19 protein-coding genes are annotated in these 26,693 nt (G+C 52.6%); 10 read left to right on the forward strand and 9 right to left on the reverse strand.

Annotated features, from left to right (window positions below; genetic code table 11):
- Positions 1 to 154: 154 nt before the first annotated feature.
- The gene (gene pyrD, locus ABSH60_RS02265; protein WP_056769311.1) at positions 155 to 1,165 is read right to left on the reverse strand and encodes a quinone-dependent dihydroorotate dehydrogenase; all 1,011 of its coding nucleotides are present in this window, start codon (positions 1,163 to 1,165) and stop codon (positions 155 to 157) included.
- A 312-nt stretch (positions 1,166 to 1,477) separates the two neighbouring features.
- Here pyrD and ssuE point away from each other — a divergent pair, with 312 nt between their 5' ends.
- From ssuE to ssuB, 5 genes are read left to right on the forward strand one after another with little or no spacing between them, the layout of a single operon-like run.
- Positions 1,478 to 2,059 carry an NADPH-dependent FMN reductase gene (ssuE, locus tag ABSH60_RS02270; RefSeq protein WP_056769309.1) on the forward strand — a complete coding sequence of 194 codons (582 nt, stop codon included), beginning with the start codon at positions 1,478 to 1,480 and terminating at the stop codon, positions 2,057 to 2,059.
- A gap of 16 nt (positions 2,060 to 2,075) precedes the next feature.
- Complete coding sequence (locus ABSH60_RS02275; protein WP_390972520.1) at positions 2,076 to 3,062, forward strand: aliphatic sulfonate ABC transporter substrate-binding protein; 987 nt, start codon at positions 2,076 to 2,078, stop codon at positions 3,060 to 3,062.
- A gap of 57 nt (positions 3,063 to 3,119) precedes the next feature.
- Positions 3,120 to 4,274 (forward strand): FMNH2-dependent alkanesulfonate monooxygenase, encoded by a 1,155-nt coding sequence (gene ssuD / locus ABSH60_RS02280; RefSeq protein WP_056769307.1) that lies wholly within the window; start codon positions 3,120 to 3,122, stop codon positions 4,272 to 4,274.
- Positions 4,275 to 4,285: 11 nt separating this feature from the next.
- Positions 4,286 to 5,077 (forward strand): aliphatic sulfonate ABC transporter permease SsuC, encoded by a 792-nt coding sequence (ssuC, locus tag ABSH60_RS02285; RefSeq protein ID WP_390972522.1) that lies wholly within the window; start codon positions 4,286 to 4,288, stop codon positions 5,075 to 5,077.
- Positions 5,074 to 5,856 carry an aliphatic sulfonates ABC transporter ATP-binding protein gene (gene ssuB / locus ABSH60_RS02290; protein ID WP_390972524.1) on the forward strand — a complete coding sequence of 261 codons (783 nt, stop codon included), beginning with the start codon at positions 5,074 to 5,076 and terminating at the stop codon, positions 5,854 to 5,856. Before ssuC ends, ssuB begins: the two co-directional genes overlap by 4 nt.
- 85 nt (positions 5,857 to 5,941) lie before the next feature.
- On the opposite strand, the gene pepN is transcribed toward ssuB, so the two are convergent.
- Positions 5,942 to 8,557, reverse strand: a complete 2,616-nt coding sequence (pepN, locus tag ABSH60_RS02295) for an aminopeptidase N (RefSeq protein WP_390972526.1) — start codon at positions 8,555 to 8,557, stop codon at positions 5,942 to 5,944.
- Between the two features lie 481 nt (positions 8,558 to 9,038).
- Between pepN and pncB the strand changes: the two genes are divergently transcribed.
- From pncB to ABSH60_RS02315, 4 genes are all read left to right on the forward strand, one after another.
- Complete coding sequence (gene pncB, locus ABSH60_RS02300) at positions 9,039 to 10,244, forward strand: nicotinate phosphoribosyltransferase (RefSeq protein WP_390972528.1); 1,206 nt, start codon at positions 9,039 to 9,041, stop codon at positions 10,242 to 10,244.
- 276 nt (positions 10,245 to 10,520) lie between these two features.
- A complete protein-coding gene (gene asnS, locus ABSH60_RS02305; protein WP_056769297.1) occupies positions 10,521 to 11,921 on the forward strand; it encodes an asparagine--tRNA ligase in 1,401 nt (466 codons plus the stop codon).
- Positions 11,922 to 12,221: 300 nt separating this feature from the next.
- A complete protein-coding gene (gene ompC, locus ABSH60_RS02310) occupies positions 12,222 to 13,334 on the forward strand; it encodes a porin OmpC (protein ID WP_390972529.1) in 1,113 nt (370 codons plus the stop codon).
- 244 nt (positions 13,335 to 13,578) lie between these two features.
- Positions 13,579 to 14,769 (forward strand): aromatic amino acid transaminase, encoded by a 1,191-nt coding sequence (locus tag ABSH60_RS02315; protein ID WP_390972531.1) that lies wholly within the window; start codon positions 13,579 to 13,581, stop codon positions 14,767 to 14,769.
- 80 nt (positions 14,770 to 14,849) lie between these two features.
- On the opposite strand, the gene ABSH60_RS02320 is transcribed toward ABSH60_RS02315, so the two are convergent.
- From ABSH60_RS02320 to cmoM, 7 genes are all read right to left on the reverse strand, one after another.
- The gene (locus tag ABSH60_RS02320) at positions 14,850 to 15,497 is read right to left on the reverse strand and encodes an MBL fold metallo-hydrolase (protein WP_056769290.1); all 648 of its coding nucleotides are present in this window, start codon (positions 15,495 to 15,497) and stop codon (positions 14,850 to 14,852) included.
- Positions 15,498 to 15,548: 51 nt separating this feature from the next.
- Positions 15,549 to 16,100 carry a YcbK family protein gene (locus ABSH60_RS02325; RefSeq protein WP_056769288.1) on the reverse strand — a complete coding sequence of 184 codons (552 nt, stop codon included), beginning with the start codon at positions 16,098 to 16,100 and terminating at the stop codon, positions 15,549 to 15,551.
- 179 nt (positions 16,101 to 16,279) lie between these two features.
- A complete protein-coding gene (gene ldtD, locus ABSH60_RS02330; RefSeq protein WP_056769287.1) occupies positions 16,280 to 18,130 on the reverse strand; it encodes a L,D-transpeptidase in 1,851 nt (616 codons plus the stop codon).
- Between the two features lie 352 nt (positions 18,131 to 18,482).
- Positions 18,483 to 22,931 carry a chromosome partition protein MukB gene (gene mukB, locus ABSH60_RS02335; protein WP_390972533.1) on the reverse strand — a complete coding sequence of 1,483 codons (4,449 nt, stop codon included), beginning with the start codon at positions 22,929 to 22,931 and terminating at the stop codon, positions 18,483 to 18,485.
- Entirely contained in the window at positions 22,928 to 23,659 is a 732-nt protein-coding gene (gene mukE / locus ABSH60_RS02340; protein WP_056769283.1) for a chromosome partition protein MukE, read from the reverse strand. The genes mukB and mukE overlap by 4 nt, the downstream gene beginning before the upstream one ends.
- Complete coding sequence (gene mukF, locus ABSH60_RS02345) at positions 23,640 to 24,962, reverse strand: chromosome partition protein MukF (protein ID WP_056769281.1); 1,323 nt, start codon at positions 24,960 to 24,962, stop codon at positions 23,640 to 23,642. The genes mukE and mukF overlap by 20 nt, the downstream gene beginning before the upstream one ends.
- Positions 24,959 to 25,744 carry a tRNA uridine 5-oxyacetic acid(34) methyltransferase CmoM gene (gene cmoM / locus ABSH60_RS02350; protein ID WP_390972537.1) on the reverse strand — a complete coding sequence of 262 codons (786 nt, stop codon included), beginning with the start codon at positions 25,742 to 25,744 and terminating at the stop codon, positions 24,959 to 24,961. Before cmoM ends, mukF begins: the two co-directional genes overlap by 4 nt.
- A gap of 169 nt (positions 25,745 to 25,913) precedes the next feature.
- On the opposite strand from cmoM, the gene elyC reads away from it, so the two are divergent.
- Entirely contained in the window at positions 25,914 to 26,693 is a 780-nt protein-coding gene (gene elyC / locus ABSH60_RS02355) for an envelope biogenesis factor ElyC (protein ID WP_183847610.1), read from the forward strand.

Genomic DNA, 26,693 nt, shown 5'->3' on the forward strand with positions numbered 1-26,693 from the left:
TCTGACTTCATTACCTGCTATCCCGATAAGAATAGATTTTTTTATAATGAAAAGAAATCAGACAAATCCTGAGCCTGAATTAAACTCAGTGGACAAAATATAGACGAGCCGGGTTAATAAATAAACCCCTGACTCGTCATGAGGAAGAAAAATATTAGATGTGGGTAACAATATCTTTGATCAGACCAGGGCCTTTGAAGATAAATCCGGAATAGATTTGAATTAAGGATGACCCGGCAGCCATCTTTTCACGCGCCGCGGTTAATGAATCAATCCCGCCCACGCCAATAATAGGCAGACGGCCTTGTAATTCATTCGACAACATGCGAATGATTTCTGTACTGCGAAGCTGCACCGGACGCCCGCTGAGGCCACCGACCTGCTCACAATAATTAAGCCCCTGAACGAGTTTACGATCGAGCGTGGTGTTAGTCGCAATTACGCCATCCATATTATGACGCACCAGACTGTCAGCTATTTGGATCAATTCTTCCTGAGAAAGATCGGGCGCGATCTTCACGGCAACAGGAACATATTTCTGATGACGCTGTTGGAGTTCGAGCTGTTTATTCTTGATCGCTGCCAGTAAATCATCCAGCGCTTCGCCGTATTGCAGCGAACGTAATCCCGGTGTGTTGGGGGATGAAATATTCACGGCGATATAGCCCGCATACGGATATACCTTCTCCATACAGGTCAGATAATCGTCTTTGCCCTGCTCGACAGGTGTATCTTTATTCTTACCGATATTAATGCCGATGATGCCGCCAAAATGGGATTTTTTGACGTTATTGACCAGATTATCAACACCGTGGTTATTAAAGCCCATGCGGTTAATCAGGCCTTCCGCTTCCACTATACGGAATAAACGCGGTTTATCATTTCCGTCCTGCGCACGCGGAGTCACGGTTCCGACCTCAATAAATCCAAAGCCCATGGCACCAAACGCATCAATACATTCGCCGTCTTTATCAAGACCGGCGGCCAGCCCTAGCGGGTTTTTAAAAGACAGCCCCATACAGTTCACCGGTTTCGTCGGTACTGACTGGCGGATCAAAAATTCAAGGGGTGTGCCGGAAATACGGCTCAGCTGACGAAAGGTTAACTCGTGGGCGCGCTCTGGATTGAGCTGAAACAGTGCTTTCCTGACAAGAGGATAATACATGGAGACTCCTGGATTCCCGGTGGCTAGACGGGGCAGTATTATCGACTAACCGCCGGTCAATTGGAAACGATAACCGGCCAATTGCAGTAATAAATGCCCACGCGCGCAAACGATTACTTTTTATTTACTTCTGATTCACGTTTTCCTCCGTTCCTGCCCAAGGGTGCCCCTCCCGCTGAGGGCGCTTTATCCGTTTTGCGACTATTGATAGCCAAAATTGAGATTTCCGCTCCGCCGCCTCTGCCTGTTACGTTAATTTCACTTTGTTAATGAAAACAATGGTTCTATAACTATTTGTTATAAGGAATAGAGATGCGCGTTATAACTCTGGCAGGCAGCCCGCGACAACCCTCCCGCTCTTCTTCCCTGCTGGCGCTGAGTCACCAGTGGCTGGCGAGCCGTGGCGTGGAGGTCTTCACCTACAATCTTCAGGATTTTTCCGCCGATGACCTGCTGTTTGCAAATTTCTCCAGCCCGCAGCTGAAACAACTGATTGCCGAGCTGGCTAGTGCGGATGGTTTGATTGTCGCGACGCCGGTCTATAAAGCGTCGTTTTCAGGTGCGTTAAAAACGCTGCTGGATCTGCTGCCGGAACGCGCACTGGATCACAAAGTCGTTCTGCCCCTGGCCACGGCGGGTTCCATCGGCCACATGCTGGCGGTGGATTACGCACTCAAACCGGTGCTCGCTTCGCTGAAAGCGCAGGAAGTTCTGCAAGGTGTTTTCGCCGATGACAGCCTGATCACTGATTATCAAACGTTCCCGGCCACGCTGGACCCGGCACTGGCGGAGCGTCTTAACGAATCGCTGGAAAACTTCTATCTGGCACTCAGCCGCCGCCGTCCGGTTGCCACGCCCGCAGCCTCTCTTTCAGCGCAAGTTCTGCGCGTCTGACAAAAAGGAATTCGCCATGACTGCGTCATTTTCGTTCTCTTTATCGTCTCTTCGCCGTCTGCCGGTGGTCGCCAGCTTGCTCACCAGCCTGCTCCTCAGCGGTCACGCGGTGGCTGACGAAAAGGCGCCGGAGCAACTTCGCATCGCCTATCAGAAAGGCTCGGTTGGTCTGGTGCTGGCAAAATCGCACAAATTACTGGAAACACGTTTTCCGAATACCAAAATCACCTGGATTGAGTTCCCGGCCGGGCCGCAAATTCTGGAAGCCCTTAACGTCGGCAGTATCGATTTAGGCGGCACCGGTGATTTACCCCCGTTGTTCGCTCAGGCGGCGGGCGCCGATTTGCTCTATATCGGTTCGGAACCGCCGAAGCCGAAAGCCGAAGTTATTCTGGTTGATGAAAACAGCCCGATCAAAAGCGTCGCCGATCTGAAAGGTCACAAAGTAGCGTTTCAGAAAGGCTCCAGCTCGCATAATTTGCTGATCCGCGCCCTGCAACAGGCCGGGCTAAAACTCAGTGATATTCAGCCGGTATACCTGACGCCAGCCGATGCCCGCGCTGCCTTCCAGCAACATGACGTGGATGCCTGGGCCATCTGGGATCCCTATTATTCCGCCGCACAGGTACAGGGAAATGTCCGGGTGCTGACCGATGGTTCCTCATTGCATCAGACCGGTTCGTTCTATCTGGCCCCAAAGAAATATACCGAAGCCAATCCGCAGTTTATTCAACAGGTTCTGACGGTGTTAACGCAGGCGAATGCGCTGACCAAAACCGATCGTGAGCAAAGTATCAAACTGCTTTCCCAGTCGATGGGACTGCCCGAAAAAGTGGTTGCGTCATATCTGGATCATCTGCCGGATCTGCCGATTACGCCGGTCAGCGCTGAAACAGAAAAGCGCCAGCAGCAAACCGCCGATCTGTTCTATGAGAATCACATTTTGCCTAAGCAGGTCGAGATCAAAGACCGCATCTGGAAACCAACAGCTCAGGCTAATTAATTATCTGACGACTTAACCGCCATCACGAGCGGAAACAAACGAGAGAGGAGTAACCCTATGAGTCTCAACGTATTCTGGTTTTTACCTACCCACGGTGACGGTCGCTATTTAGGCACGGAAGAAGGTGCACGCGTCGTTGATCACGGTTATTTGCAACAAATTGCGCAAGCGGCTGACCGCCTCGGTTTCGGCGGCGTATTACTGCCGACCGGCCGTTCCTGCGAAGACTCATGGTTAGTGGCTGCTTCACTGATTTCTGTCACGCAACGCCTGAAATTCCTGGTGGCGCTGCGTCCCGGCATTATTTCCCCGACACTGGCCGCCCGTCAGGCGGCGACGCTTGACCGGCTTTCCGGCGGCCGGGCACTGTTTAATCTGGTTACCGGAGGCGATCCGGCCGAGCTGGCTGCCGAGGGGCTGCACCTCAATCACAAAGAACGTTATGAAGCCTCGGCAGAATTCACCCGCATCTGGCGTCGTGTGCTGGAAGGCGAAACGGTGGATTACGAAGGCAAACATATTCAGGTGAAAGGCGCGAGCCTGATGCACCCGCCGGTTCAGTACCCTCGCCCGCCGTTATACTTCGGCGGTTCTTCTGACGAAGCGCAGGATCTGGCCGCAGAACAGGTGGAACTGTACCTGACCTGGGGCGAGCCGCCGGCGTTAGTGAAAGAGAAAATCGAGCAGGTGCGCGCAAAGGCCGCCGCAAAAGGCCGCACGGTGCGTTTCGGCATTCGTCTGCATGTGATTGTGCGCGAAACCAATGAGGAAGCGTGGCGCGCCGCCGACAAGCTGATCGCAAACGTTGATGATGAAACCATTCAACGCGCACAGGCTGCGTTTGCCAAAACCGACTCCGTCGGCCAGCACCGCATGGCGGCTTTGCACGGCGGCGATCGCAATAAACTGGAAATTTACCCGAATCTTTGGGCCGGTATTGGCCTGGTGCGTACCGGTGCAGGCACTGCGCTGGTGGGTGACGGTCCAACCGTTGCGGCGCGGATGCAGGAATATGCTGATCTGGGCATCGACACCTTTATTTTCTCCGGCTATCCGCATCTGGAGGAAGCGTACCGCGTCAGCGAACTGCTGTTCCCGCATCTGGATCTGGCGAAACCGGAAGACGAGAGCGTGGTGAAGAAAGCCATTTTGCCGCGTGGTGAACTGGTCGCTCACGACTTTGCCAATAAAAGCGTCACCCGTCAGCATTAAGGAGAACGGACATGAACGCATCACAACGCTGGCTGCACCGTATTTTGCCGTGGATTGTGCCGGTGGTGCTGATCGGGGGCTGGCAGGTGGCGGTCGAGGCGGGCTGGTTATCCAACCGCATCCTTCCTGCGCCCAGCGCCGTGGTCGAAGCCTTCTGGACCTTAGCGAAAAGCGGCGATCTTTGGCAAAACCTGAAGATCAGTACGTTTCGCGCGCTGACCGGTTTCGCCATTGGCGGCAGCCTGGGTTTACTGCTCGGCTTTGTTACCGGACTCTCCCGCTGGGGCGAGCGTCTGCTCGACAGTTCACTGCAAATGCTGCGCAACATTCCCCATCTGGCGCTGATCCCGCTGGTGATTTTATGGTTCGGCATCGACGAAACAGCCAAAATTTTCCTGGTGGCACTGGGTACGCTGTTCCCGATCTATCTCAATACCTATCACGGCATCCGCAATATTGACCGTGGTTTACTGGAGATGTCCCGCAGCTATGGGTTGTCCGGTTTTCCGCTGTTTATTCAGGTGGTTTTACCGGGCGCACTGCCGTCCATTATGGTCGGTGTGCGCTTTGCACTGGGTTTCATGTGGCTGACGCTGATTGTCGCCGAAACCATTTCTGCTAACTCAGGCATCGGTTATCTGGCAATGAACGCGCGCGAATTTTTGCAAACTGACGTTGTGGTCGTCGCCATCGTACTTTATGCCATCCTCGGCAAACTCGCCGATATTCTGGCCCGTCAGCTGGAAAGTGTCTGGTTGCGCTGGCACCCCGCTTATCAGAAAAAACAAGGAGACGCCGCATGAGCGCACCTGCACGCATACCGCAAGGCACGCCGGTCACGTTGTCTGGCATCACCAAAAAATACGGCACCCGCACCGTGCTCAATGACATCAACCTGCGTATTCCTCCCGGCCAGTTTGTGGCGGTGGTGGGCCGCAGCGGTTGCGGAAAAAGTACGCTGTTGCGTCTTCTGGCCGGACTGGAAAAAACCACGCAGGGCGAACTGCTCAGCGCCAGCGCCCCGCTCAGTCAGGTGCGTGACGACACCCGTCTGATGTTTCAGGACGACCGCCTGCTGCCGTGGAAGCGGGTGATTGATAACGTTGGCTTAGGCTTAAAAGGCAAATGGCGCGATGCAGCGCTGGCGGCGCTGGAAGAAGTCGGGCTGGCCGATCGCGCTGACGAATGGCCCTCGGCGCTGTCGGGTGGACAAAAACAGCGGGTGGCGCTGGCGCGTGCATTGATCCATCGCCCACGCCTGCTGTTGCTCGACGAACCGCTGGGCGCGCTGGATGCCCTGACGCGCATCGAAATGCAAAGTCTGATCGAACGACTGTGGCAGCAACATGATTTCACCGTGCTGCTGGTGACGCATGATGTCAGTGAAGCGGTGACTGTCGCCGACCGGGTGATCCTGATCGATCAGGGGCAGATCGGTCTGGATTTGACGGTGGATTTGCCACGCCCGCGCCGTAAAGGCTCGGCGAAACTGGCTGAACTGGAAGCCGAAGTGCTGGAACGCGTACTGACGCCGCAATCTCAGCAAACCGTTACGCCGCAGGCAAAACGCGCACAACACTGATCCTGGCATTCTGTGAATTCACAATGAAAAAAGGGCGATGTTTCCATCGCCCTTTTGCATTCCCGCTATTTACCGTTAACGGTGATTACGCATCTAACGCTTTGGTAATTTTCTCGAACAAATCACCGGACAGGTTTTCCAGTCCTTTCAGCTGTTCCAGCGCCTTGCGCATTTGCGCCTGACGGCCTGCGTCATAACGTTTCAGGCGGATCAGCGGTTCAATCATGCGTGCCGCCACCTGCGGGTTACGCGTATTCAAATCGGTCAGCATTTCGGTAAGGAACTGATAACCGCTGCCGTCGGCAGCGTGGAACGCTGAAGGGTTTGCAGACGCGAAGGCACCGACTAAAGAACGCACACGGTTCGGGTTGCCCATGCTGAATGAACGGTGGTTAAGCAGTGAACGCACTTTTTGCAGAACATCCGCAGACGGGCTGGTCGCTTGCAGGATAAACCATTTATCCATCACCAGGCCGTCGTGGTGCCAGCGCTCATCGTACGCCGCCATCAGCGCTTCACGGCAAGGCAACTGAGCCGACACAGCGGCCGACATCGCCGCCAGTGAATCGGTCATGTTGTCGGCCTGTTCGAACTGGGTTTTCACCAGCTGATCGGCCAGCGTCATATCGGCGAAGGCCAGATAACGCAGGCAGGTGTTACGCAGGGTACGTTTACCGATATCCTCGTGCACCACGCGGTAGGCTGGCAGACGGTTAGCGTTGTAAACCGCCAGGAACTCATCGGCCATTTCGGTTGCCAGACAACGGGTAATGGCTTCATGCACGGCGCTGATCGCTTCGGGATCGATAATCTCAAACAACTCTGCGATTTCGTTATCCGTCGGCAGCGTAAGGATCTGCGCCGCCAGTCCCGGATCGATGCTCTCATCCAGCAGTACTGCGCGGAATGCGTCAGCAACGTGCAGCGGCAACGACAGCGGTTGTTTCTGCTGGTGACGCGCGACGTTCAGTTTGATGTAGATCGCCAGCAGGCTTTGCGCCGCATCCCAGCGGGCGAAATCGTTGCGTGCGTGTTTCATCAGGAAAGTCAGCTGATGATCGCCCCACTTGTAATCAAGTTTTACTGGCGCGGAGAATTCACGTAACAGAGAAGGCACCGGTGGCGCTTCGACGTCGTCGAACACAAACGTCTGCTCAGCTTCAGTGACATTGAGCACGTTGCTGACAGTCTGACCATTTTGTTTCAGCGCAATCACGTTGCCCTGCGGATCGTACAATTCGATGTCCAGAGGAATATGCAATGGCAGCTTTTCACTCTGATCTGGCGTCGGCGGCGTTTTCTGGCTGACGGTCAGGGTGTACTGCTGTTTTTCCACATCATAGTCGTCACGAACGGTCAGCACCGGCGTACCAGACTGACTGTACCAGCGGCGGAAAAGCGATAAATCCACATTGGAGGCATCTTCCATGGCCTGTACGAAATCGTCACAGGTCGCCGCGCTGCCGTCATGGCGTTCGAAATAGAGCTGAATGCCGGCCTGGAATTTCTCTTCGCCAAGCAGCGTATGCAGCATACGTATGACTTCAGACCCTTTCTCATACACCGTCAGGGTGTAGAAGTTATTCATCTCAATGACTTTATCGGGACGGATCGGGTGCGCCATCGGGCTGGCATCTTCCGAGAACTGGGCGCCACGCATAACGCGGACGTTATCAATACGGTTGACCGAGCGCGAACCGAGATCTGAGCTGAATTCCTGATCACGGAAAACTGTCAGGCCTTCTTTCAGGCTCAGCTGGAACCAGTCGCGACAGGTCACGCGGTTACCGGTCCAGTTATGGAAGTATTCGTGGCCGATCACCGCTTCGATACCCAGATAATCTTTGTCGGTGGCGGTTTCGGCTTTCGCCAGCACATATTTGGAGTTAAAGACGTTAAGGCCTTTGTTTTCCATTGCGCCCATATTGAAGAAATCAACGGCGACAATCATGAAGATGTCGAGGTCGTATTCCAGATTGAAACGGGTTTCGTCCCATTTCATCGATTGTTTCAAAGATTCCATCGCCCAGCCGGCACGATCCAGATTGCCGCGGTCGACGAACAATTCCAGCGCCACATCACGGCCTGAACGGGTTTTGAAGGTGTCACGCAGAACGTCGAAATCACCGGCCACCAGCGCAAACAGGTAGCAAGGTTTCGGGAACGGATCCTGCCATTTGATCCAATGTTTACCGCCTTCCAGTTCTCCCTGATCGATACGGTTACCGTTCGACAGCAGGAAAGGATAACGGGCTTTATCGGCCACGATGCGGGTCGAGAAACGCGCCAGCACATCCGGACGGTCAAGATAATAGGTAATGTGGCGGAAGCCTTCAGCTTCGCACTGAGTACACAGTGCTTCACCCGACAGGTACAACCCTTCCAGCGCGGTGTTTTTCGCCGGATGAATTTCGTTGACGATGGTCAGTTCAAACGCTTCCGGCAGGCCGTCGATCGCCAGCGCACCTTCCTGTAGCTGATACTTCGGCCAGTCCTGACCGTTAATTTTCAGGCTGATCAGCGTCAGATCTTCACCATTGAGCACCAGGGAAGCGCCTTCGGCACCAAGACGTTTGATCTGGCTGACTGCGGTCACCAACGTCTTCTGTGCATCAAGTTCGAAATTAAGGTCGATATCCGTGATCGTAAAGTCCGGCGCACGGTAATCGTGGCGAAACTTGGCTTGCGGCAGTTGAGTCATAAAAAACCTTTTAGCGTTTTCATAGTTAAGGATGATGACAATTTATGGCGATGAAGGGAGGCTCCTGTCATCAGCGCACGGCTGCACAGAACCTGAAACGACCTTCAGCTTTCTCTCTAAACTCTAACACAGGCATCAGGAAATCCCAGATTGTTGCAAGGTTGTGAGTTCGTATGCGCACCTTTCAACCAAAACACAGAGTTTTCCACAAAGTGAAGGGAAAGAACCCGGATTTGCGCGCAAGAATGTAATCAATTTGTGCCTTATTTATTGCGAAGAATGGCGTAAACAGCCTTTCAGGCCGCCTGTGAGCACATTTAAGCCTCGACCGATCGCGGACAATTATGATGTGATGTGGGTTCTTTAGCGGGATATTACGGTATACTTCACAGACTTTTGCTGTTTTATTCAGAACGTTTTTTTACGGAACGGTTGTTTGTGTTCAAACACTCAGTTTCTGACGAGGATGCTGTAAAGCGCTATGACTCCATACGCCTCCCCGATTTTGACTTCGCTGTTAGATACCGATGCCTACAAGCTTCATATGCAGCAAGCGGTTTTCCATCGCTATCATCATATCAACGTGGTGGCTGAATTCCGATGCCGTGGCGATGAACTGCTGGGCGAATACGCCGACGACATCCGTCAGCAAATCCAGTTGATGAGCGAACTGGCGCTGACAGACGATGAGTTTACTTATCTCTCCGGACTGCCGTTCTTCACGCAGGACTACCTCAGCTGGCTGAAAACGTTCCGCTATAATCCGCAACATGTCACGGTTTCTGACCGAGACGGGCATCTGCATGTGCGCATCGAAGGGCCATGGCGCGAAGTGATCATGTGGGAAGTGCCCCTGCTGGCCGTGATCAGCGAAGTGGTGCATCGTCATCGTTCACCGCAGATAACCGCCGGGATGGCCGTGGAACAACTGCGCATGAATCTGGCCAGCTTTAGTGAACAAGCCGCTGATGTTGATCTTTCCGCTTTCCGTCTGATGGATTTCGGTACACGCCGTCGTTTTTCAGGTGAGGTGCAGGAAGCCATTGTCAGTACCCTCAAAAACGAATTCCCCTACCTGGTCGGCACAAGCAATTACGATGTCGCCCACAAATTGCAACTGGCTCCGGTCGGTACGCAGGCGCATGAATGGTTCCAGGCGCATCAGCAGATAAGCCCGGTGCTGGCCAACAGCCAGCGTGCTGCGTTGCAGGCCTGGCTGGATGAATATCCTGACCAACTCGGCATCGCCCTCACCGACTGCATTACGATGGATGCCTTTTTGCGGGATTTCGGGCCGAAATTTGCCAACGCCTATCAGGGCCTTCGTCATGATTCCGGGGATCCGTTTGAATGGGGTGAAAAGGCTATCGCGCATTATCATGCACTTGATATTGATCCGATGACCAAGACGCTGGTGTTCTCCGATAATCTCGATCTGGATAAAGCGCTGCATTTATATCGCCATTTCCACAAGCGTGTGAATCTGGTCTTCGGAATAGGAACGCGGCTGACCTGTAATATTCCCGGTGTGAAACCGCTGAATATTGTGATCAAGCTGGTGCAATGTAATGGTAAACCGGTGGCGAAATTATCCGACAGCCCAGGTAAAACCATTTGTCAGGATAAAGCGTTCGTGAAAGCGCTGCGCAAAGCATTTGATCTGCCTCTGGTCAAAAAAGCCTCCTGATCTCCCCCCAACGCCGGATCGCAAACATCCGGCGTTTTGCTGCTTTTTTCCTCTCCTTCATTCTTTCCTTTATATAGATGATATTTAATTCGCTCGGCTTTCATTCATTCCATCCATAATTTCTGTTTATCGCAGGCCCGGCCTGATAATTCTTATCCCGCGACGATGATTTCTGCTTGTGTCCTGAGAAAGGCTAAGTAACATAGCAAAATCCCTTTTTACAGGGTGTCCATTATTTCTTAATCAACATCTGTATATAAAGAAAGAGAGAAATCTATGAGCGTTGTGCCTGTAGTCGACGTACTGCAAGGCCGTGCTGCGGTTGACAGTGAAGTCACCGTACGCGGTTGGGTACGTACCCGGAGAGATTCTAAAGCTGGTATCTCATTCCTCGCCGTTTATGACGGCTCCTGCTTTAATCCATTACAGGCCGTCGTCAATAATTCTCTGCCCAATTATCAGGACGATGTTCTGCACCTGACGACCGGTTGTTCTGTTGAAGTGACCGGCAACGTGGTGGCCTCCCCTGGCGAAGGCCAGAGTTTCGAACTGCAGGCGACCGCGATTAAAGTTGTAGGCTGGGTGGATGACCCTGATACCTATCCGATGGCAGCGAAACGTCACAGCATCGAGTATCTGCGTGAGGTGGCTCACCTGCGTCCGCGCACCAACCTGATTGGCGCAGTGGCTCGTGTGCGTAACACCCTGTCTCAGGCGATTCACCGTTTCTATCATGAAAACGGCTACTTCTGGGTGTCGACTCCGCTGATTACCGCATCCGATACCGAAGGTGCGGGTGAGATGTTCCGCGTATCTACACTGGATCTGCAAAACCTGCCGCGCACTGACAAAGGCGAAATCGACTTCAGCGAAGACTTCTTTGGTAAAGAATCCTTCCTGACCGTATCCGGTCAGCTGAATGGCGAAGCTTACGCTTGCGCACTCTCCAAGGTGTACACCTTTGGCCCGACGTTCCGTGCAGAAAACTCCAACACCAGCCGTCACCTCGCTGAGTTCTGGATGGTCGAACCGGAAGTGGCATTTGCCACGCTGGACGACATCGCCTCTCTGGCTGAAAACATGCTCAAATATGTTTTCCAGGCAGTATTGAACGAACGTTCAGACGATATGGCCTTCTTCGCTGAGCGCGTAGACAAAGATGCGGTTGCCCGCCTTGAGCGTTTTGTAACCTCCGATTTCGCGCAGGTGGATTACACCGAAGCAGTAGAAATCTTAATGAATTGCGGCCAGAAATTCGAAAACGCGGTTTCATGGGGTGTCGATCTTTCTTCCGAGCATGAACGTTATCTTGCTGAGCAACATTTCAAAGCTCCGGTGGTCGTGAAAAACTATCCGAAAGATATCAAGTCCTTCTACATGCGCCTGAACGATGATGGCAAAACAGTTGCCGCAATGGACGTGTTAGCACCGGGTATCGGCGAAATCATCGGCGGTTCACAGCGTGAAGAACGTCTGGACGTATTGGACGCACGAATGGTCGAAATGGGACTCAAAACTGAAGATTATTGGTGGTATCGCGATCTTCGCCGTTACGGCACAGTGCCTCATTCCGGCTTCGGTTTAGGCTTTGAACGTTTAGTGGCCTATGTCACCGGGGTTCAGAACGTTCGTGACGTGATTCCGTTCCCGCGCACACCACGTAATGCAACCTTCTAATAAATTAAACTATTTTTAATTTACAGAATAATTACAAAACTAAGGCCAGCATTGCTGGCCTTAGTCATTTTTAAAAATAGATCCCCGTCACAAAGTTCCCTAAAATACACATTTTGTAATACATTCTTTCCCGCTGAAACATATTTAGTAATTTAGTAGCATTTTCGCTGTAGATTAAGCGAACCTCGGATGGAATAGTGCGTTCAGACACAGGAGACACCAAACTTTCATGAATAGTTCCCCAAAGAATTATTGACGGCAGTGGCAGGTGTCCGAATAAAACCAATGAGGGTAATAATAATGATGAAGCGCAACATTCTTGCAGTAGTAATCCCAGCATTGTTAGTAGCTGGCGCAGCTAATGCAGCAGAGATCTATAACAAAGACGGCAACAAACTGGATTTGTACGGTAAAGTTGACGCACGCCACAACTTCTCTGATAACGCCAGCGATGATGGCGACCAGACTTATGTTCGTTTCGGCTTCAAAGGCGAAACCCAAATTACTGACCAACTGACCGGTTACGGCCAGTGGGAATACAACGTTCAGGCTAACCATGCAGAAAGCGCTGGTGACGAAGGCAACAAAACTCGTCTGGGCTTCGCAGGTCTGAAATTTGGCGATGCAGGTTCATTCGACTACGGTCGTAACTACGGCGTAATCTACGACGTAATGTCCTACACCGACCAATTGCCAATCTTTGGTGATGACACTATGTACCAGAACAACGACAACTTTATGGTTGGTCGTGGTAATGGTATGGCAACTTACCGTAACAGCAACTTCTTCGGTCTGGTTGATGGCCTGAGCTTCGCTGTACAGTACCAGGGCAAAAACGACGAAGGTCGTGATAGCCGTGGCCCAATTGATTCCAATGGCGACGGCTGGGGTACTTCTGCAGCATACGCACTGGGCAACTCCGGTGTTAGCCTGACAGGTGCTTACTTCTCTTCTAACCGTACCTCTACTCAGAAAGCAGACGGTAACGGCGACAAAGCTGACGCATACGCATTCGGCGCGAAATACGACGCTAACAACCTGTACCTGGCAACCTTCTACGGTGAATCACGCAACACCACCGATTACGGCAACCCGGCTGCAATTGCTAACAAAACTCAGAACTTCGAAGTGGTTGCACAGTACCAGTTCGACTTCGGTCTGCGCCCATCAATCGCTTACCTGCAGTCTAAAGGCAAGCAGCTGAACGGCTTCACCGACAACGGCTCTACTTACACCGGCGGCGATGCTGACCTGGTTAAATACGTAGAAGTTGGTACTTACTACTACTTCAACAAAAACATGTCTACCTACGTTGACTACAAAATCAACCTGCTGGACGACAACAGCTACACCAAAGCCGCCGGTCGCAGCACCGACGACACTGTGGGTGTTGGCTTGCAATACCAGTTCTAATATCGCTTAACGATGCACTTACGGGTGCATCAAAGTGGATATCAAGGCAGAGCTTCGGCTCTGCCTTTTGCATTTATGTCTTCCTGAAAAGCCTCTTTACCCGCGGCTTGCCATAAAATATTTTAATCTCGGATTCGCCCTCACAACTCTGCTTACTTTTTCCCGCAAACGGTTGGCAAATAACCCTCTCTGGCGTTACCCTTAAAGCCTCTTTCGCACTATCAGGCTAATGGAAATTTCCAACATGTTTGAAAAAATCACAGCAGCACCCGCCGATCCTATTCTGGGTCTTTCCGATCTTTTCCGCGCTGACGACCGCTCTGATAAAATCAATCTTGGGATTGGTGTTTATAAAGATGAAACCGGTAAAACGCCGGTTCTGGCCAGCGTGAAAAAAGCCGAACAATTCCTGTTGGAAAATGAAACGACTAAAACCTATCTGAGCATCGACGGGTTGCCTGATTTCGCACACTGCACGCAGGAATTGCTGTTCGGAAAAGACAGTGCCGTGATCGCGGAAAAACGCGCCCGCACCGCGCAGACCCCAGGCGGCACCGGCGCGTTGCGTATTGCTGCTGATTTCATTGCCACGCAGACCAGCGCTAAACGCGTGTGGGTCAGTAACCCGAGCTGGCCAAACCATAAAGGCGTGTTTAATGCCGCCGGTCTTGAAGTCGCTGAATACAATTATTACGACGCGCCGAATCACACCCTTGATTTCGACGGTATGCTGAAAAGCCTGAGCGAAGCCCAGGCCGGTGACGTGGTGTTATTCCACGGCTGCTGCCATAACCCGACCGGTATCGATCCTACGCCAGCGCAGTGGGCGCAACTGGCTGAACTCTCCGTCAGTAAAGGCTGGTTGCCGCTGTTTGATTTCGCCTATCAGGGCTTTGCCAAAGGTCTGGAAGAAGATGCGGGTGGCCTGCGCCTGTTCGTGGAAAAACACAAAGAGTTACTGGTTGCCAGTTCCTACTCCAAAAACTTTGGTCTGTATAACGAACGAGTGGGCGCATGTACTTTAGTTGCCGCAGATGCCGACACTGCAGATCGCGCCTTCAGTCAGGTGAAATCCGTTATCCGTGCAAACTACTCTAACCCACCGGCACACGGCGCAGCCGTTGTGGCGACCATATTGGGTAACCCTGCCCTGCGCACCTTGTGGGAGCAGGAACTGAGCGACATGCGCCAGCGTATCCACCGCATGCGTCAGTTGTTCGTCACCACCTTGCAGGAAAAAGGCGCTAAACAGGACTTTAGTTTTATTATCAATCAGAACGGCATGTTCTCTTTCAGCGGCCTGACCAAAGATCAGGTTTTGCGTCTGCGTGATGAATTCGGCGTTTACGCGGTGAATTCTGGCCGTATTAACGTGGCTGGTATTACGCTGGACAACATGGCTCCTCTGTGTGAAGCCATTGTCGCGGTCATCTAAAAGATAAGCAGCGCTGTTCCATTAAAAAAGCCCGTCAGGTGACTGACGGGCTTTTTGCTGTTCCCAATGCGGCAGAAAAATCACCAAACCGGCAATTCATCCTGCAGGAACGGATTGGTTTTACGCTCATAACCAAAATCAGACATCGGGCCGTGACCGGGGATGAAAACAATATCATCGCCCAGTGGCAATAATTTGGTTTTGATGGAATTGATCAGCGCCTGATGATCGCCGCGCGGGAAATCACTGCGGCCTACGCCACCTTTGAAAATCACGTCACCGGAAACGGCTAAACGCGCTTTGTCATTGATGAAGACAATATGCCCCGGCGTATGACCCGGACAATGCAGGACGGAGAGCGCTTCTTCGCCAACGCTGACGGTATCGCCTTCTTCCAGCCAGGTGTCTGGCGTCAACGGGTCACAGTGTTCCAGTCCGAACATCTGGCTCTGAGCGGGCAGCCCATCCAGCAGGAATTGATCTTCTTTTTGCGGGCCGATCACTGGCACCTGATAATGTTCTGCCAGTTCAGCAGCGGCGCCCACGTGATCAAGATGTCCGTGAGTCAGCAGGATCTGAGTGACCAGAACGCCCTGAGCGGAAACTTCGCGAATAATTTTTGCTGCTTCACCGCCCGGATCGACAAGCGCGGCCTGATTGGTTTTAGTACACCAGATCAATGAGCAATTTTGGCTGAACGCCGTGACAGTAATGAGATGGGTTTTCATAGTGCTCCACAAAATGGCCTGTCCGTTTGGGCAGGCCACTAATGACACACATCACCAGGTCCGGGCAGGGCCGGTATCGATGTGCACAAAGTTACTTCGTGGATAATATCCTACACCACCCATCCGCATTTTTAATGCTGCTTTGCGGATATTACTCAGTTCAATGCCCTGGATGTGGAAATCCATTGCCTGCCCAAGCGTATGGTAGCTATGTTTCGCTACCCCACTTCCTGGTTCGCGCATGCTGTTGTTGGTGGCCAGCGAACGGTAACCGGAAATCAGCTGAACGGGCTTGTTCGTTCCACCGAGCATGACCTGTAAACGATAAAGATGATCGAACAGAGCAGGATCAATGGACTTCACTTTTTCCGCGCGATAGTCCCTGAACAAATGATTTAACCGGGCCAATTCATCCTTGTTGTAACGCTTTCCATCAAAAAATTCAGTTTTGAGGGTTTCGCCGGTATTTAGATTGTTAACGACCAGAATACGCGGACGAGGAGTGGAAAGAGTGGCGAATGCACGACTCGGAAGTAATGCAATCCCCATAGCGGCACTGCCTAATGCCAGCCATTTACGGCGATGTTTGTCGATTTCATTCATGTACAGTTTACTATCCGGTAAGAGTGTCAAAAATAGGTGCAATGCCAGCACCGTTTCGAACCTTAACGCCCTAAATAGAACGAGTCAAGGGACCCTAAAACGCAAAACGAGCGTGCCAGGGGCTCACGCTCGTTGTATGGCCAACTACTCAGACCGTTATCAGATTAGTTTTACTGCATTTATTGCAATAATTTCTCTGCCTGAGGCAATATTTGTGCACCAGATCTCACGGTTGAATCATAATTGTAAATATCTGTGCGGAATTGCGGCTTACCATCTTCAGCAACCCAGGCTGTCAGATAAAACAGTTTAACGGGTATGTGATGGCGAATTGACACATAGGTCGTATTCCCGCCCTGCAGGGCCGAGGAGATCCGCGTGTCATTCCAGCCGGCATCCTGCAACAGCATATTAGCCAGTTCTGACGCTTTATTTACCCGCACACAGCCTGAACTTAATGCGCGAATGTCTTTGCTGAACAGGTTGTGATTCGGCGTGTCATGCAGATAGATAGCATCCGAACTTGGCATATTAAACTTATAGCGGCCCAGCGAATTACTGGCACCCGGCGCCTGACGAATGCGATACGGGAAATGGCTCGGTGACACCATGGCCCAGTCAATCATCATCGGGTCGATCACTTCCGCATCATTGCTCCAGCCCGACAGAACCTGATAACCGTGTTGCTGGAAATACGTCGGGTTGTTCCTGGCTTTCGGCACAATATCTTCGCGCACCAGCGTGGTCGGCACGTTCCATGGCGGGTTCACCACCACATTATTCAACGCACTGCTCATTAGTGGCGTTTTACGGCTCGGACGCCCGACAATCACTCTTGAAGACAACACTTCGTTGCCGTTGAGATAGTAAGTCAACTGGTAGTTGGGGATGTTCACCATAATGCCGGTGTTAACATTGCCCGGCAGAATTCGCAGACGCTGAATGTTCAACGCCAGCAACGTCGCGCGCAGCTGCGGGGATGCATTAAGCCACTGGCGCGTACGGGCACCAATGATGCCGTCAGCTTCCAACCCTTGCCATTTCTGGAAACGTTTGACCGCCTCCACCAGTTCTGGTGTGTACTGGTTATTGGACACCACAACAGGCGCGACCGGCGCCGGGCTTTCGGCAGACTGCACGGTAGGCAGGACATCCTGCACTGACGTTGCAGAAGGACTTACCGCAGGCGTTGCGTTCTGTGCTTTGTCAGCTGTTTCATCAACGGAAAGATCGTCATTGGCTGCGCTGCCCGGCACATTTGGCGCGATGGTTTCGTCCGTCGGCTTAGGTGCTTTGATCTCTTCCGGGGCCGCTACCATCATGCCGGTGCGGTCGAGAATTTCACGCAGGGCAGGAATGTCGTCACTGATCTGGTCAGGACGCAAGCTTGATGCCCCGGTCATGGCAGGCCATGGGCGATTATCCGCCAGCATGATTTTCAGCGCTTCGTGCATTTTCGCGTAGTAAGGGTGCTGCGGAGTCAGTGTCGATAGATACTGCGCCGTTGTATCCTTGCGCACCGCCAGCTGCCACTGATTGATGACGGTGAGCGGTGGTGTGGTCATTTTGTAAGGGACATTGCTGTACAGCCAGGTGTCACCTTTCGCTTCAACACTGCTGGTGAACTGCAAATACCCAAGCATAGCGTCAGACAATACGACGTCACGCGCCATCCCGGTGATTTGCGGATCTGTCAGCCACCTTACCCATTGGGTAAATTGAGGCTGTATACCTGAAATAGCCAGTTCTGCGAGTTGTTGCTGGAAAATCTGGACGGTTTCCCTGTCCTTCCACATGGGCTGCATGTGGTTTGCCGCATACAGTGACGACAGAGAAGACAGATACAGCGGACGGATACCTCGCGGTAACAGTTCAGCCTGTAGCTGGCTCATACTCTGTACGCTGGAAAGCGTGGTAGTTCGCACTGGCATGGTCGGTACTGCCGCCCAGGCAGCAAACCATGGCGATAACCCGCTGGCCAGCAAGCAGCTGGCGACTAAAAACTTGAGAGACCTTTGATTCATCAACATCTTCCCTTGCCTCCCGGTAAATTTATCAATTTCATCCCCGAAATAATCCAGCGATACTGAGATTAAGTATATAAAGAGAATTCTTTTTTTGCGTAGAAACTCAATTAAATAGAGTCCGCGTCTGACGTGATGACTCTATGCCAGCCGTCAGCCGAAATAAAGCCTTCATTACGGCGTTTTTAATTCATTCGCCTATATTTCAGGCAAGGCAGGACGATTGTTTTTTTTGCTATTTGAAACCACATATTTTTTATCTGGAAGCATAAGTAAAATGAATAATTAGACGTAAAAAGCCCCGGCATTCTTCGCCAGGGCTTTCAGACGTTCAAGACACTTTCATATTAAAAAATGCTCAGGAAACGTCTTCTTCCGTGCTCGCCAGCGCAGGGACTTCGGGTGCAAAACCACGTAAACCCACCACGTGAACATGCTCATTGTTACCGAACATTTTACGCACCAGCTTATAGGTCGTCCCCTTTTCAGGGCTGATGTTTTCCGGTGCGGCAATAATCAACTGCATTTCCAGACGATCGCACAACTCGAAAAGGGTCGCGATAGATTTGGCATCCAGACGCGCCGCTTCATCGAGGAACAACAGGCGGCACGGTGAAATATCTTTCCCGCGCATACGGCTCGATTCGTCTTCCCAGCTCTGTACGACCATCACCAGAATCGACATACCGGTACCGATCGCCTCACCCGTTGACAGCGCGCCACTCTCTGCACGCAGCCAGCCGTCAGAGCCGCGGTTTACCTCGACTTCCATCTCGAGATAGTTACGGTAGTCGAGCAGCTCTTCACCGATCGTTTGTGGCGTACGTTGCCCCATGTCGATTTGCGGGTTCAGACGCTGGTACAACTTCGCCAGGGCTTCGGAGAAGGTCAGACGGTTGCTGCTGAACAGATCCTGATGTTGTTCCTGTTGCTCGGAGAGCACATCCAGCAAGCCGGCATGCGCCTCGCGCACATTGACGTTCAGCCGCACGCTCTTCACCTGACCAAATGCCACGGCTTGCAGCCCCTGGTTCAGCTGACGAATACGGTTCTGCTCACGCTGAATGGTTTTGCGAATAATGTTGGCCACGCTCTTAGAGCTAATCGCCAGTTGTTGTTCGCGGGCAGTCAGTTCTTCCGTCAAACGCCCAAGTTCAATTTCCATCTGTTCGATGGCTTCAACCGGATCATCAGTACGAATGATATCCTGCCGGATACGTTCGCGCAGATGCTGATACACCGCGATGTAGAACTGGATTTTACGCTCAGGACGTTTTGGATCTTCTGAAAGACGAAGCACATCACGCAGATGTTCGTTATCAGACACCGCCAGACGCAGTGCACCCAATGATTTATCCGACATAGAACGCAGCTCATCGCCGTCCATATAGGCCAGCTCACGGCGATGTAAGCGACGCTCAACACCGTTATCTTTCACCAGACGCATGACGGCACACCAGCCCGCTTTCGAGGACACAACCTGCTCGCGGCTCTGATGATAATCACGTTCCAGCTTACGTAATTTCTTCTGCAGATTATCCATTTCGGCTTCGCAGAAGGTGATCTGTTTTTCAAGCTGGTTGCAGCGCGCCCGGTTAGTGCTGAGCGCCGAGTGCAGCTCATCGCGACGCGTTTTGGCACGCGCTTCGGCATTCGGATCGGCCTGAACGCCGATATCCTGCAACTCCTGCCCCAGTTCTTTAAGCATGTCACGTTTGGCGTCGAACGAGCTTTTCAGCGAGGCCAGCACCTGGCTGTATTGCGCATATTGCGCCTGATGCTGACGCATTTGTTCACGGGCACGGGTACGTTCGGCTTCGGCATGTTCGAGGCGCTGACGCAACTGGTCGTTCAGATCAGCATTCTCATTCAACATCCCGGCAGAGTCGGTATAACTGAAGTGAGCACGGCGCTGAACGACTTCAGTCAGGGCGAACGCCTGTTGTTTCGCCAGACGCTGGGCGTGCTGAGCCTGTGCATAATCTTCTTTCAGCTGTTCGTGTTGTTCCGGGTCGCTTTGCAGAACGGAAACCAGCGGTTCCAGCTTGCTGAGAGAAATACCATGTTGCTGAATGAAACGGGCGGCATCCTGCGCCTCTTCCATTTCATCGCGAATTTCTTCCACACGATCGATCAACGTTTCATCGCACAGCAAACCTACGCGCGGCTGAAGTTTGTTGAGCATCGCGATGGCGTCTTTTGACTGCTCGTACTGCTGACGCTGTTGCTGATTCTGGCCTTCGTGCGCATTAAGTGCACGCTCCAGTTCACCACGGCGACCGCTCAGACTACGAATCTCAGCCTCAGGATCGGCATCAAACGCCACGGCAAGATGACTGCCGATAAAGCGGCTGAAAGCCTGATGTGCACGCTGAATTTTCTGCACATCAAATGACAGCGTGGCATAACGCTCGGACAAACTTTCGCGTTCTTTATGCAGCGTTTCCAGACGGTTTTCACGCGCCGCACGGCCAAACAACGGCACCTGCGGAAAGTGCGAATAACGCCACTGGCGGTCACCGGTTTTCACCAGCACCGCGCCTTGCATTTCATCGACTTCAAAAACGTTATCGTCGAAGGACTGCGGATCCCCTTCAATCAGATAGAGATCTTCAGGGCAATCGTCCAGGCCGTCCAGCTGATCGCGGATCAGCGATAAATCAGGCACCACAATTGCGTGGCGCGACGGGCCATACAACGCCGAGAAATAAGGTGCATCGTCGATGGTGACGTCATCGTAAATCTCTGACAGCAGTACGCCGCCAAAACGCTCTGCCAGCGCAATCATGCGGGAATCTTCCGCACCGCTTGGCTGGCTGAGACGGGTGATCTGACCTTCAATTCGACGTTTACGTGCTGCCACTTCGTCACGTTCGACGGTGGTATCACGCTCACTTTCCAGCAACTGCTGCATGTACTCCGTGACCTGCTGGCTGTTTTCCAGCGGCTCTTTGCTCTGCTCGCTTAACTGACTCAGGGCTTCCTGAGCGGCCAGCCAGACAGGTGCGCGTGCGGTCAGTTCACGGATGCGCGCCTGCACCTGCTCAAGTTCCTGACGCATTTCCATGCGGCGTTCACCGGCCTGTGATACCACAATCTGTAATTCTTCAATCTGCACGTCCAGCTCGCGCTGCATTTCGTCCAGATCTTCCGGTTGCACATCCTGCCCGGTGCGTTTACAGAATTCCTGCAACTGACGCTCAGCGTCCTGCTGCTCGCGCAGACGCCCTTCCAGCTCGGACAAACGCATACGCAGCGGCTCAACGCGCTCAGCCTGATGCAGTTGTGAGGACCACTCGCGCAGCAGTTCACGCGCCGTCTTCCAGGCATCACTGCGGCTGACTTCTCCGGCGATTTTCACGACCAGCTGGTAGGCCGTTTCGAACTGGCTGTGTGCGGCAGAGGCCACACTCATTTTTTGTTCCAGCATCAACAGGATTTCGGTCGCTTCCTGCTCTTTGCTCTGGAACGTATCCAGCCATTGTTCACTGTTTTGCGTGCTCAGATCGGGGATCTGGCACAGCTCGCGAGCGCGCTCGATCGCCTGCAAGGCTTGCTGATACTGAATAGCGCGGGTCTGCTGAACATCCAGCGCCTGCTGATAATCTGCCAGCTGGCTCTTCAGTTCATCCACTTCCAGCTCGGCGGCCTCTGCACGGGCTTCATGCTCAGCGTGCAGTTCGCTGGCTTCAGCGACGACTTCGTTCTGCTCTTCCAGACGATAAGTCAGCTCTTCGAGATCGCTTTCATAACGCTCGATTTTTTCCTGCTGACGCATCGCTGTCTGTACCAGACTCAGATGGTCACTGGCGGCCTGATAATCTGTTTCCAGATCGCTTTGCGCACCGCTTTGTTCTGCCAGCTCACGCGCCATTTCAACGTGGCGGTATTGTTCACCGGAGAGCTGTTTGCGGCTGGTTAGCAAATCATTACGCAGCACCAGCGCACCATCAAGATGGATACGGCGTTCATTGGAGTGACGCATGTAGTCGGCAGCCACGTAAGAAGTCGCTTCAGAAATCAGATGCTTAAAGAGGTCACGGTCAGATTGCGTAACGCGGATGGCTTCCAGCGTCATGCGGTTTTCGCGCAGCGCCGCTTCCATATCCTGGAAAGCTTTACGCACACCGCTGTTTTCCGGTAACAGGTAGTCACGCAGGGAACGGGTGATAGCGCTGGAAATACCGCCGTACAGCGAGGCCTCAATCAGACGATAGAACTTGCTGCGGTCTGACGCTGAACGTAAACGGCGCGGGATCACGCCCAGATCAAACATCAGGGCGTGATAATCAGTAATCGAGTTGAACTGCTTAAATTGCACGCCTTCCATTGCCTCGACGCGATCTTTCAGTTCCTGCAAAGACAACACGCGCGCCTGACGTTCTCCGACCGTTTCAGTCAGCATTTCCGTCGGGTTTACCGCAACCGGCAACCCCTGAATGGTGAAGGGTTTGATATCGACTTTGCGATCGCGACCGGCAATTTGTTGCAGGCGAACGCCCACCACAATGCGCTGGTGACGTGAGTTCACCACGTCCAGAACCGAATAACACACGCCCGCACGTAGTTTCCCGTGCAGACCTTTGTCGCGTGAACCGGAAGTCGCGCCCGCTTCCGTGGTATTACGGAAATGCAGCAGCGTCAGATCGGGGATAAGCGCCGTGACGAAGGCAGCCATGGTAGTGGATTTACCCGCACCGTTGCCGCCGGAAAGCGTAGTCACCAGTGAATCGAGGTCAAAAGTACGGGCAAAAAAGCCGTTCCAGTTAACCAGCGTCAGTGAGCGAAATTTACCGCGTTCAATCATTCCTGTTCATCCTCTGCGCTCTGGTGTCCTTGCTGCCCGGTCTGGGCTTCACTGTCATCGGGCTCATCGTTTAATGACAATGCGCTGTCAACAGGCATCGCTTCGCCGTCGCGGATCATCCGCAACTGCGCTTCACGGGCATCATCTCCGCTGCGGACATCAGCACCGAAACGAAATACAGCTTCGGTGATGCGGAATTTCGTGCTATCGACGCCCATGAAAAACACCATACCCAGACGGCGCAGACGGTTCAGTGACGTTCTGACTTTGTCCTGTAACTTCTGGCGGTCGAGATCGGAGCCGGTGGAGCGCTGGTTCACGTATTTAAGCAATTTGTTTTCATCTGCCAGGCTCAGCAACTCATCATAAAGTTCCTGCTGGGTGAAAATGCCTTCATGCGCCAGACGTTCAGGGCTGAGATACAGATAACAAAGAATTTTCCCCACCATCATGTCCAGCTCAGATAAAACCGAGCGCGGAATAAGCGTGGTAGAACGCGGGCGTAAATAGAAGAAACCTTCCGGTGCCCGAATCAATTCCACGTGATAGCGGCTGTAAAAGAGTTCCATTTCTTCCTGATAGTCCATCAGGAAAGCGTGGTTATCCAGTTCATCAATGCCGATGTGGCGGCCGGAACGTAACTGGCTGTCGAGAGCAGGAAACACTGAGTTCGCCAGTGCCTGCGCCAGCTTAGCTGGCATTATGTGTTCAATATTTGTCGATGACATGGGCCTGCACCTTGGCTCCGTAATCATTGATTGCCTGCCATTCGGCGTGCAACCCTGAAAAATCTGCTTCAGCCACACCGAGGCGCACTGCCTGGTCGACCACAATTCGCGCGACATCAAAGTGTCGGGCTCGCGGATACTGTATGAGGTATTCGCGCATCACCATGCCCAGATTGAGCGGCGTTTTCTGTTGTTGATAAACTTGTAATGCCTGTTCAATCAATGCCGCAAGTTGTTCACGGATTTCATTAAATTCTTCGAATTCAAGATCTGGCGGAAGTTCGCCCGTCACTTCCTCACTGCGCAGCGCCAGTTCTTCGTCGCGCATATCCAGCAGACGATCGGCATTGGCAAAAGTCAGGGTCCACGGCTGATCAAAATAGTTCTGAACCGACTGACGCAGACGCTGAGCAAATACGCGATTTTTATCCATATCGATCGCGGTACGGATAAATTTGTGTACATGACGGTCATAACCGATCCACAGATCAATGGCCTGCTGACCCCAGCTGGTAATGCGATCGAGTTTGTTTTGTAAGTCGAAAACCAGTTTGTCGACGAATCCCAAATCCATGTCGATCATGGTGGCGTCCTGAATCCGCATCAGGTGCGCCTGCAGCAGGTTACCCGCCGCTTCCAGCGTATCCTGCAATTCGCGCAGTGTACCGGAGGTTTCTGACAGAAGAAGTTCACAGCTGGAAATAGCTGCGCGCCAGTCTTTGTTGAGCAGCCCGGCAATATCGTCTTTCACGCCCTGCTGCTGTTCATCCATGATGCGCTGAGTCATATCTATGCTGTCGAAGATTTCCGCAACGGAATATTTCAGCGGCGCGTAAACGTTGCGATGCCAGTGGAAATCATCACCGCCTTCGTCGGCTGCATCGGCGGCGCGCTTGAGTTCCTGCGCCACGATCGACAGCTGCATAGACAGACGCAGCGTGGAAAACTCACGCTGACGGATATAATAATCGGAGATACCGATCGCCAGAGGCGTCAGGCGATAAATAGCATTGCCGTCAGCCATTTCACTGACAAAACGGTTGAGCAAACGCTGGCGCACCATGTCATTGATGGCATTATTGGCACGTACGTTAATCGTTTCATTCGTCTGCTCAAAACCTTTACTGACATGACGAAACGCATCAACCAGTTCACCTTCACTCATTTCCCCATCAAGGCGCTCGCTGTTTAATGTGGCAATCGCCAGAAGAAAAGCCAGTCGCTCCGTTGGCAGCGAAATTGAGAAATCATTTTTCCGTGCCCAGGCGACCAGTTCGGGTACAGTCTGGGAAAATTCACTCATAATTCGTCCTTCAGAATGGGTTTGTGCGCCATCACGTGGATGTAACGTCCCAAACTAACAAAAGGTTCCTGGCGGCAATAGCGCTGTTCCAGCGCCACAAGCTCGTCAAAATCCTGTTTATGTTGTTGTCTGTTTCGCAAATAATCGTGGAACACTCTAACACCGGTCTTGCCACTGATCTGCATTCCAAGCTCTTCCAGCCACTGATAGACCTGCGCAGGTTCCAGCGGGTGATCAGGTAACAGGGAGCTTTTTTTGATTTTTGGTACGCCCGCATCGACATGACCAAAATTGCCGAGGATCATGTGCCGCATGACCAGGCCGTGGATATTGTAAAACATCAGCGATAGCGCGCCACCGGGTGCCAGACAATCGACCAGCGCGGCCAGCGCCGCTTGCGGCTCTGCCAGCCATTCGATGACTGCATGGAACAATATCAGATCAACCGGCTGTTCTAAATGTTCTGCGATGTGCTGAGCGGGGCATTGTACAAATTGCATGTTACCGCTCACACCTTTTTCAATCGCAGCGGCCTGAGCGCGGCGGATCATCTCACCTGACAGATCGCACAACAAGACCTGATGTCCTAAAGCGGCCAGTTCGCAGGCCATTTGTCCTTCGCCGCCGCCCGCATCTAAAATGCGCAGAGGCCGCTGCGGTAAAGATTTCAGTAATTCCTGCAGATCCTGACCCAGCACAGCCTGACGGATACGTCCCTTCGTTGTGCCGTAGATATTGCGCGAAAATTTTTCGGCCATATCGTCAAAATTACGATCCTGCATGAAGTCTTACCTGTTCGCTGTTGAGCATTTTGGTGGAAACCTATCCACGTGAATAATTTGGTGTGCAGCTATCTGGCTGCTATTTTGGCACAGGCGGGCATAGAATAAATCATCCTGACGCGGAATCACGCCCGGATGTCGTTTTTTCACCCAAAAGGAACGGTTTCAGATGTTATTTATCCTAAAAAAGACCCTTGGCGGCCTGCTGCTTCCCCTGCCCTTTATTTTGCTGATCATGGCAATCGCGCTGGTGTTGCTGTGGATGACCCGCTGGCAGAAAACCGGAAAAGTGTGTTTTTTGCTAAGTTGGCTGCTGTTGCTGCTTCTGAGCCTGCAACCCGTGGCTGACAGCCTGCTGCGACCGATTGAATCAGAATACCCGACTTATCAGGCGCAGGCGCACCCGCCGGTGAAATTTGTGGTGGTGCTGGGAGGCGGTTATACCTTCAATCCTGAGTGGGCGCCGAGCTCGAATTTGCTCAGCAACAGTCTGCCGCGGGTCACCGAAGGGATCCGTATTTATCGTGCTAATCCGGGAGCCAAATTGGTCTTTACCGGCGGCAAGGCAATGACGAACCCGGTCAGCAGTGCGTCAGTAGCAGGAAAAGTGGCAGAAAGTTTAGGCGTTCCTGAGAGCGATATCCTGTTGCTTGATAAACCGAAAGATACTCATGAAGAATCTGAGCAGGTCAAAGCACTGATCGGGCAACAACCTTTCGCTCTGGTAACGTCCGCCAATCACCTCCCGCGCGCGATGATTTTCTTCCGGCAGCAGGGGCTGACGCCAATACCTGCGCCAGCCAATCAGCTGGCGATCAATTCCCCGCTTAATCCGTGGGAAAAAGCCCTCCCGCAGGCGTTTTATTTATCTCACAGCGAACGGGTATGGTATGAATCGCTGGGACGCCTGTGGCAATGGTTTACCGGGTCGCAGTCTGCGGCGAACTGA

Source organism: Rahnella sp. R3(2024) (assembly GCF_042920125.1).
GTDB classification, from domain to species: domain Bacteria; phylum Pseudomonadota; class Gammaproteobacteria; order Enterobacterales; family Enterobacteriaceae; genus Rahnella; species Rahnella rivi.

Bases quoted from the DNA above. Each gene is read 5' to 3' on its own strand.
- mukE (WP_056769283.1), bottom strand. From the start codon at position 23,659: ATGTCATCGACAAATATTGAACACATAATGCCAGCTAAGCTGGCGCAG.
- asnS (WP_056769297.1), top strand. From the start codon at position 10,521: ATGAGCGTTGTGCCTGTAGTCGACGTACTGCAAGGCCGTGCTGCGGTT.
- ssuD (WP_056769307.1), top strand. From the start codon at position 3,120: ATGAGTCTCAACGTATTCTGGTTTTTACCTACCCACGGTGACGGTCGC.
- pncB (WP_390972528.1), top strand. From the start codon at position 9,039: ATGACTCCATACGCCTCCCCGATTTTGACTTCGCTGTTAGATACCGAT.
- ssuB (WP_390972524.1), top strand. From the start codon at position 5,074: ATGAGCGCACCTGCACGCATACCGCAAGGCACGCCGGTCACGTTGTCT.
- ABSH60_RS02315 (WP_390972531.1), top strand. From the start codon at position 13,579: ATGTTTGAAAAAATCACAGCAGCACCCGCCGATCCTATTCTGGGTCTT.
- ssuE (WP_056769309.1), top strand. From the start codon at position 1,478: ATGCGCGTTATAACTCTGGCAGGCAGCCCGCGACAACCCTCCCGCTCT.
- pepN (WP_390972526.1), bottom strand. From the start codon at position 8,557: ATGACTCAACTGCCGCAAGCCAAGTTTCGCCACGATTACCGTGCGCCG.
- elyC (WP_183847610.1), top strand. From the start codon at position 25,914: ATGTTATTTATCCTAAAAAAGACCCTTGGCGGCCTGCTGCTTCCCCTG.
- mukB (WP_390972533.1), bottom strand. From the start codon at position 22,931: ATGATTGAACGCGGTAAATTTCGCTCACTGACGCTGGTTAACTGGAAC.
- ABSH60_RS02275 (WP_390972520.1), top strand. From the start codon at position 2,076: ATGACTGCGTCATTTTCGTTCTCTTTATCGTCTCTTCGCCGTCTGCCG.
- pyrD (WP_056769311.1), bottom strand. From the start codon at position 1,165: ATGTATTATCCTCTTGTCAGGAAAGCACTGTTTCAGCTCAATCCAGAG.
- mukF (WP_056769281.1), bottom strand. From the start codon at position 24,962: ATGAGTGAATTTTCCCAGACTGTACCCGAACTGGTCGCCTGGGCACGG.
- ldtD (WP_056769287.1), bottom strand. From the start codon at position 18,130: ATGTTGATGAATCAAAGGTCTCTCAAGTTTTTAGTCGCCAGCTGCTTG.
- ompC (WP_390972529.1), top strand. From the start codon at position 12,222: ATGATGAAGCGCAACATTCTTGCAGTAGTAATCCCAGCATTGTTAGTA.
- cmoM (WP_390972537.1), bottom strand. From the start codon at position 25,744: ATGCAGGATCGTAATTTTGACGATATGGCCGAAAAATTTTCGCGCAAT.
- ABSH60_RS02325 (WP_056769288.1), bottom strand. From the start codon at position 16,100: ATGAATGAAATCGACAAACATCGCCGTAAATGGCTGGCATTAGGCAGT.
- ABSH60_RS02320 (WP_056769290.1), bottom strand. From the start codon at position 15,497: ATGAAAACCCATCTCATTACTGTCACGGCGTTCAGCCAAAATTGCTCA.
- ssuC (WP_390972522.1), top strand. From the start codon at position 4,286: ATGAACGCATCACAACGCTGGCTGCACCGTATTTTGCCGTGGATTGTG.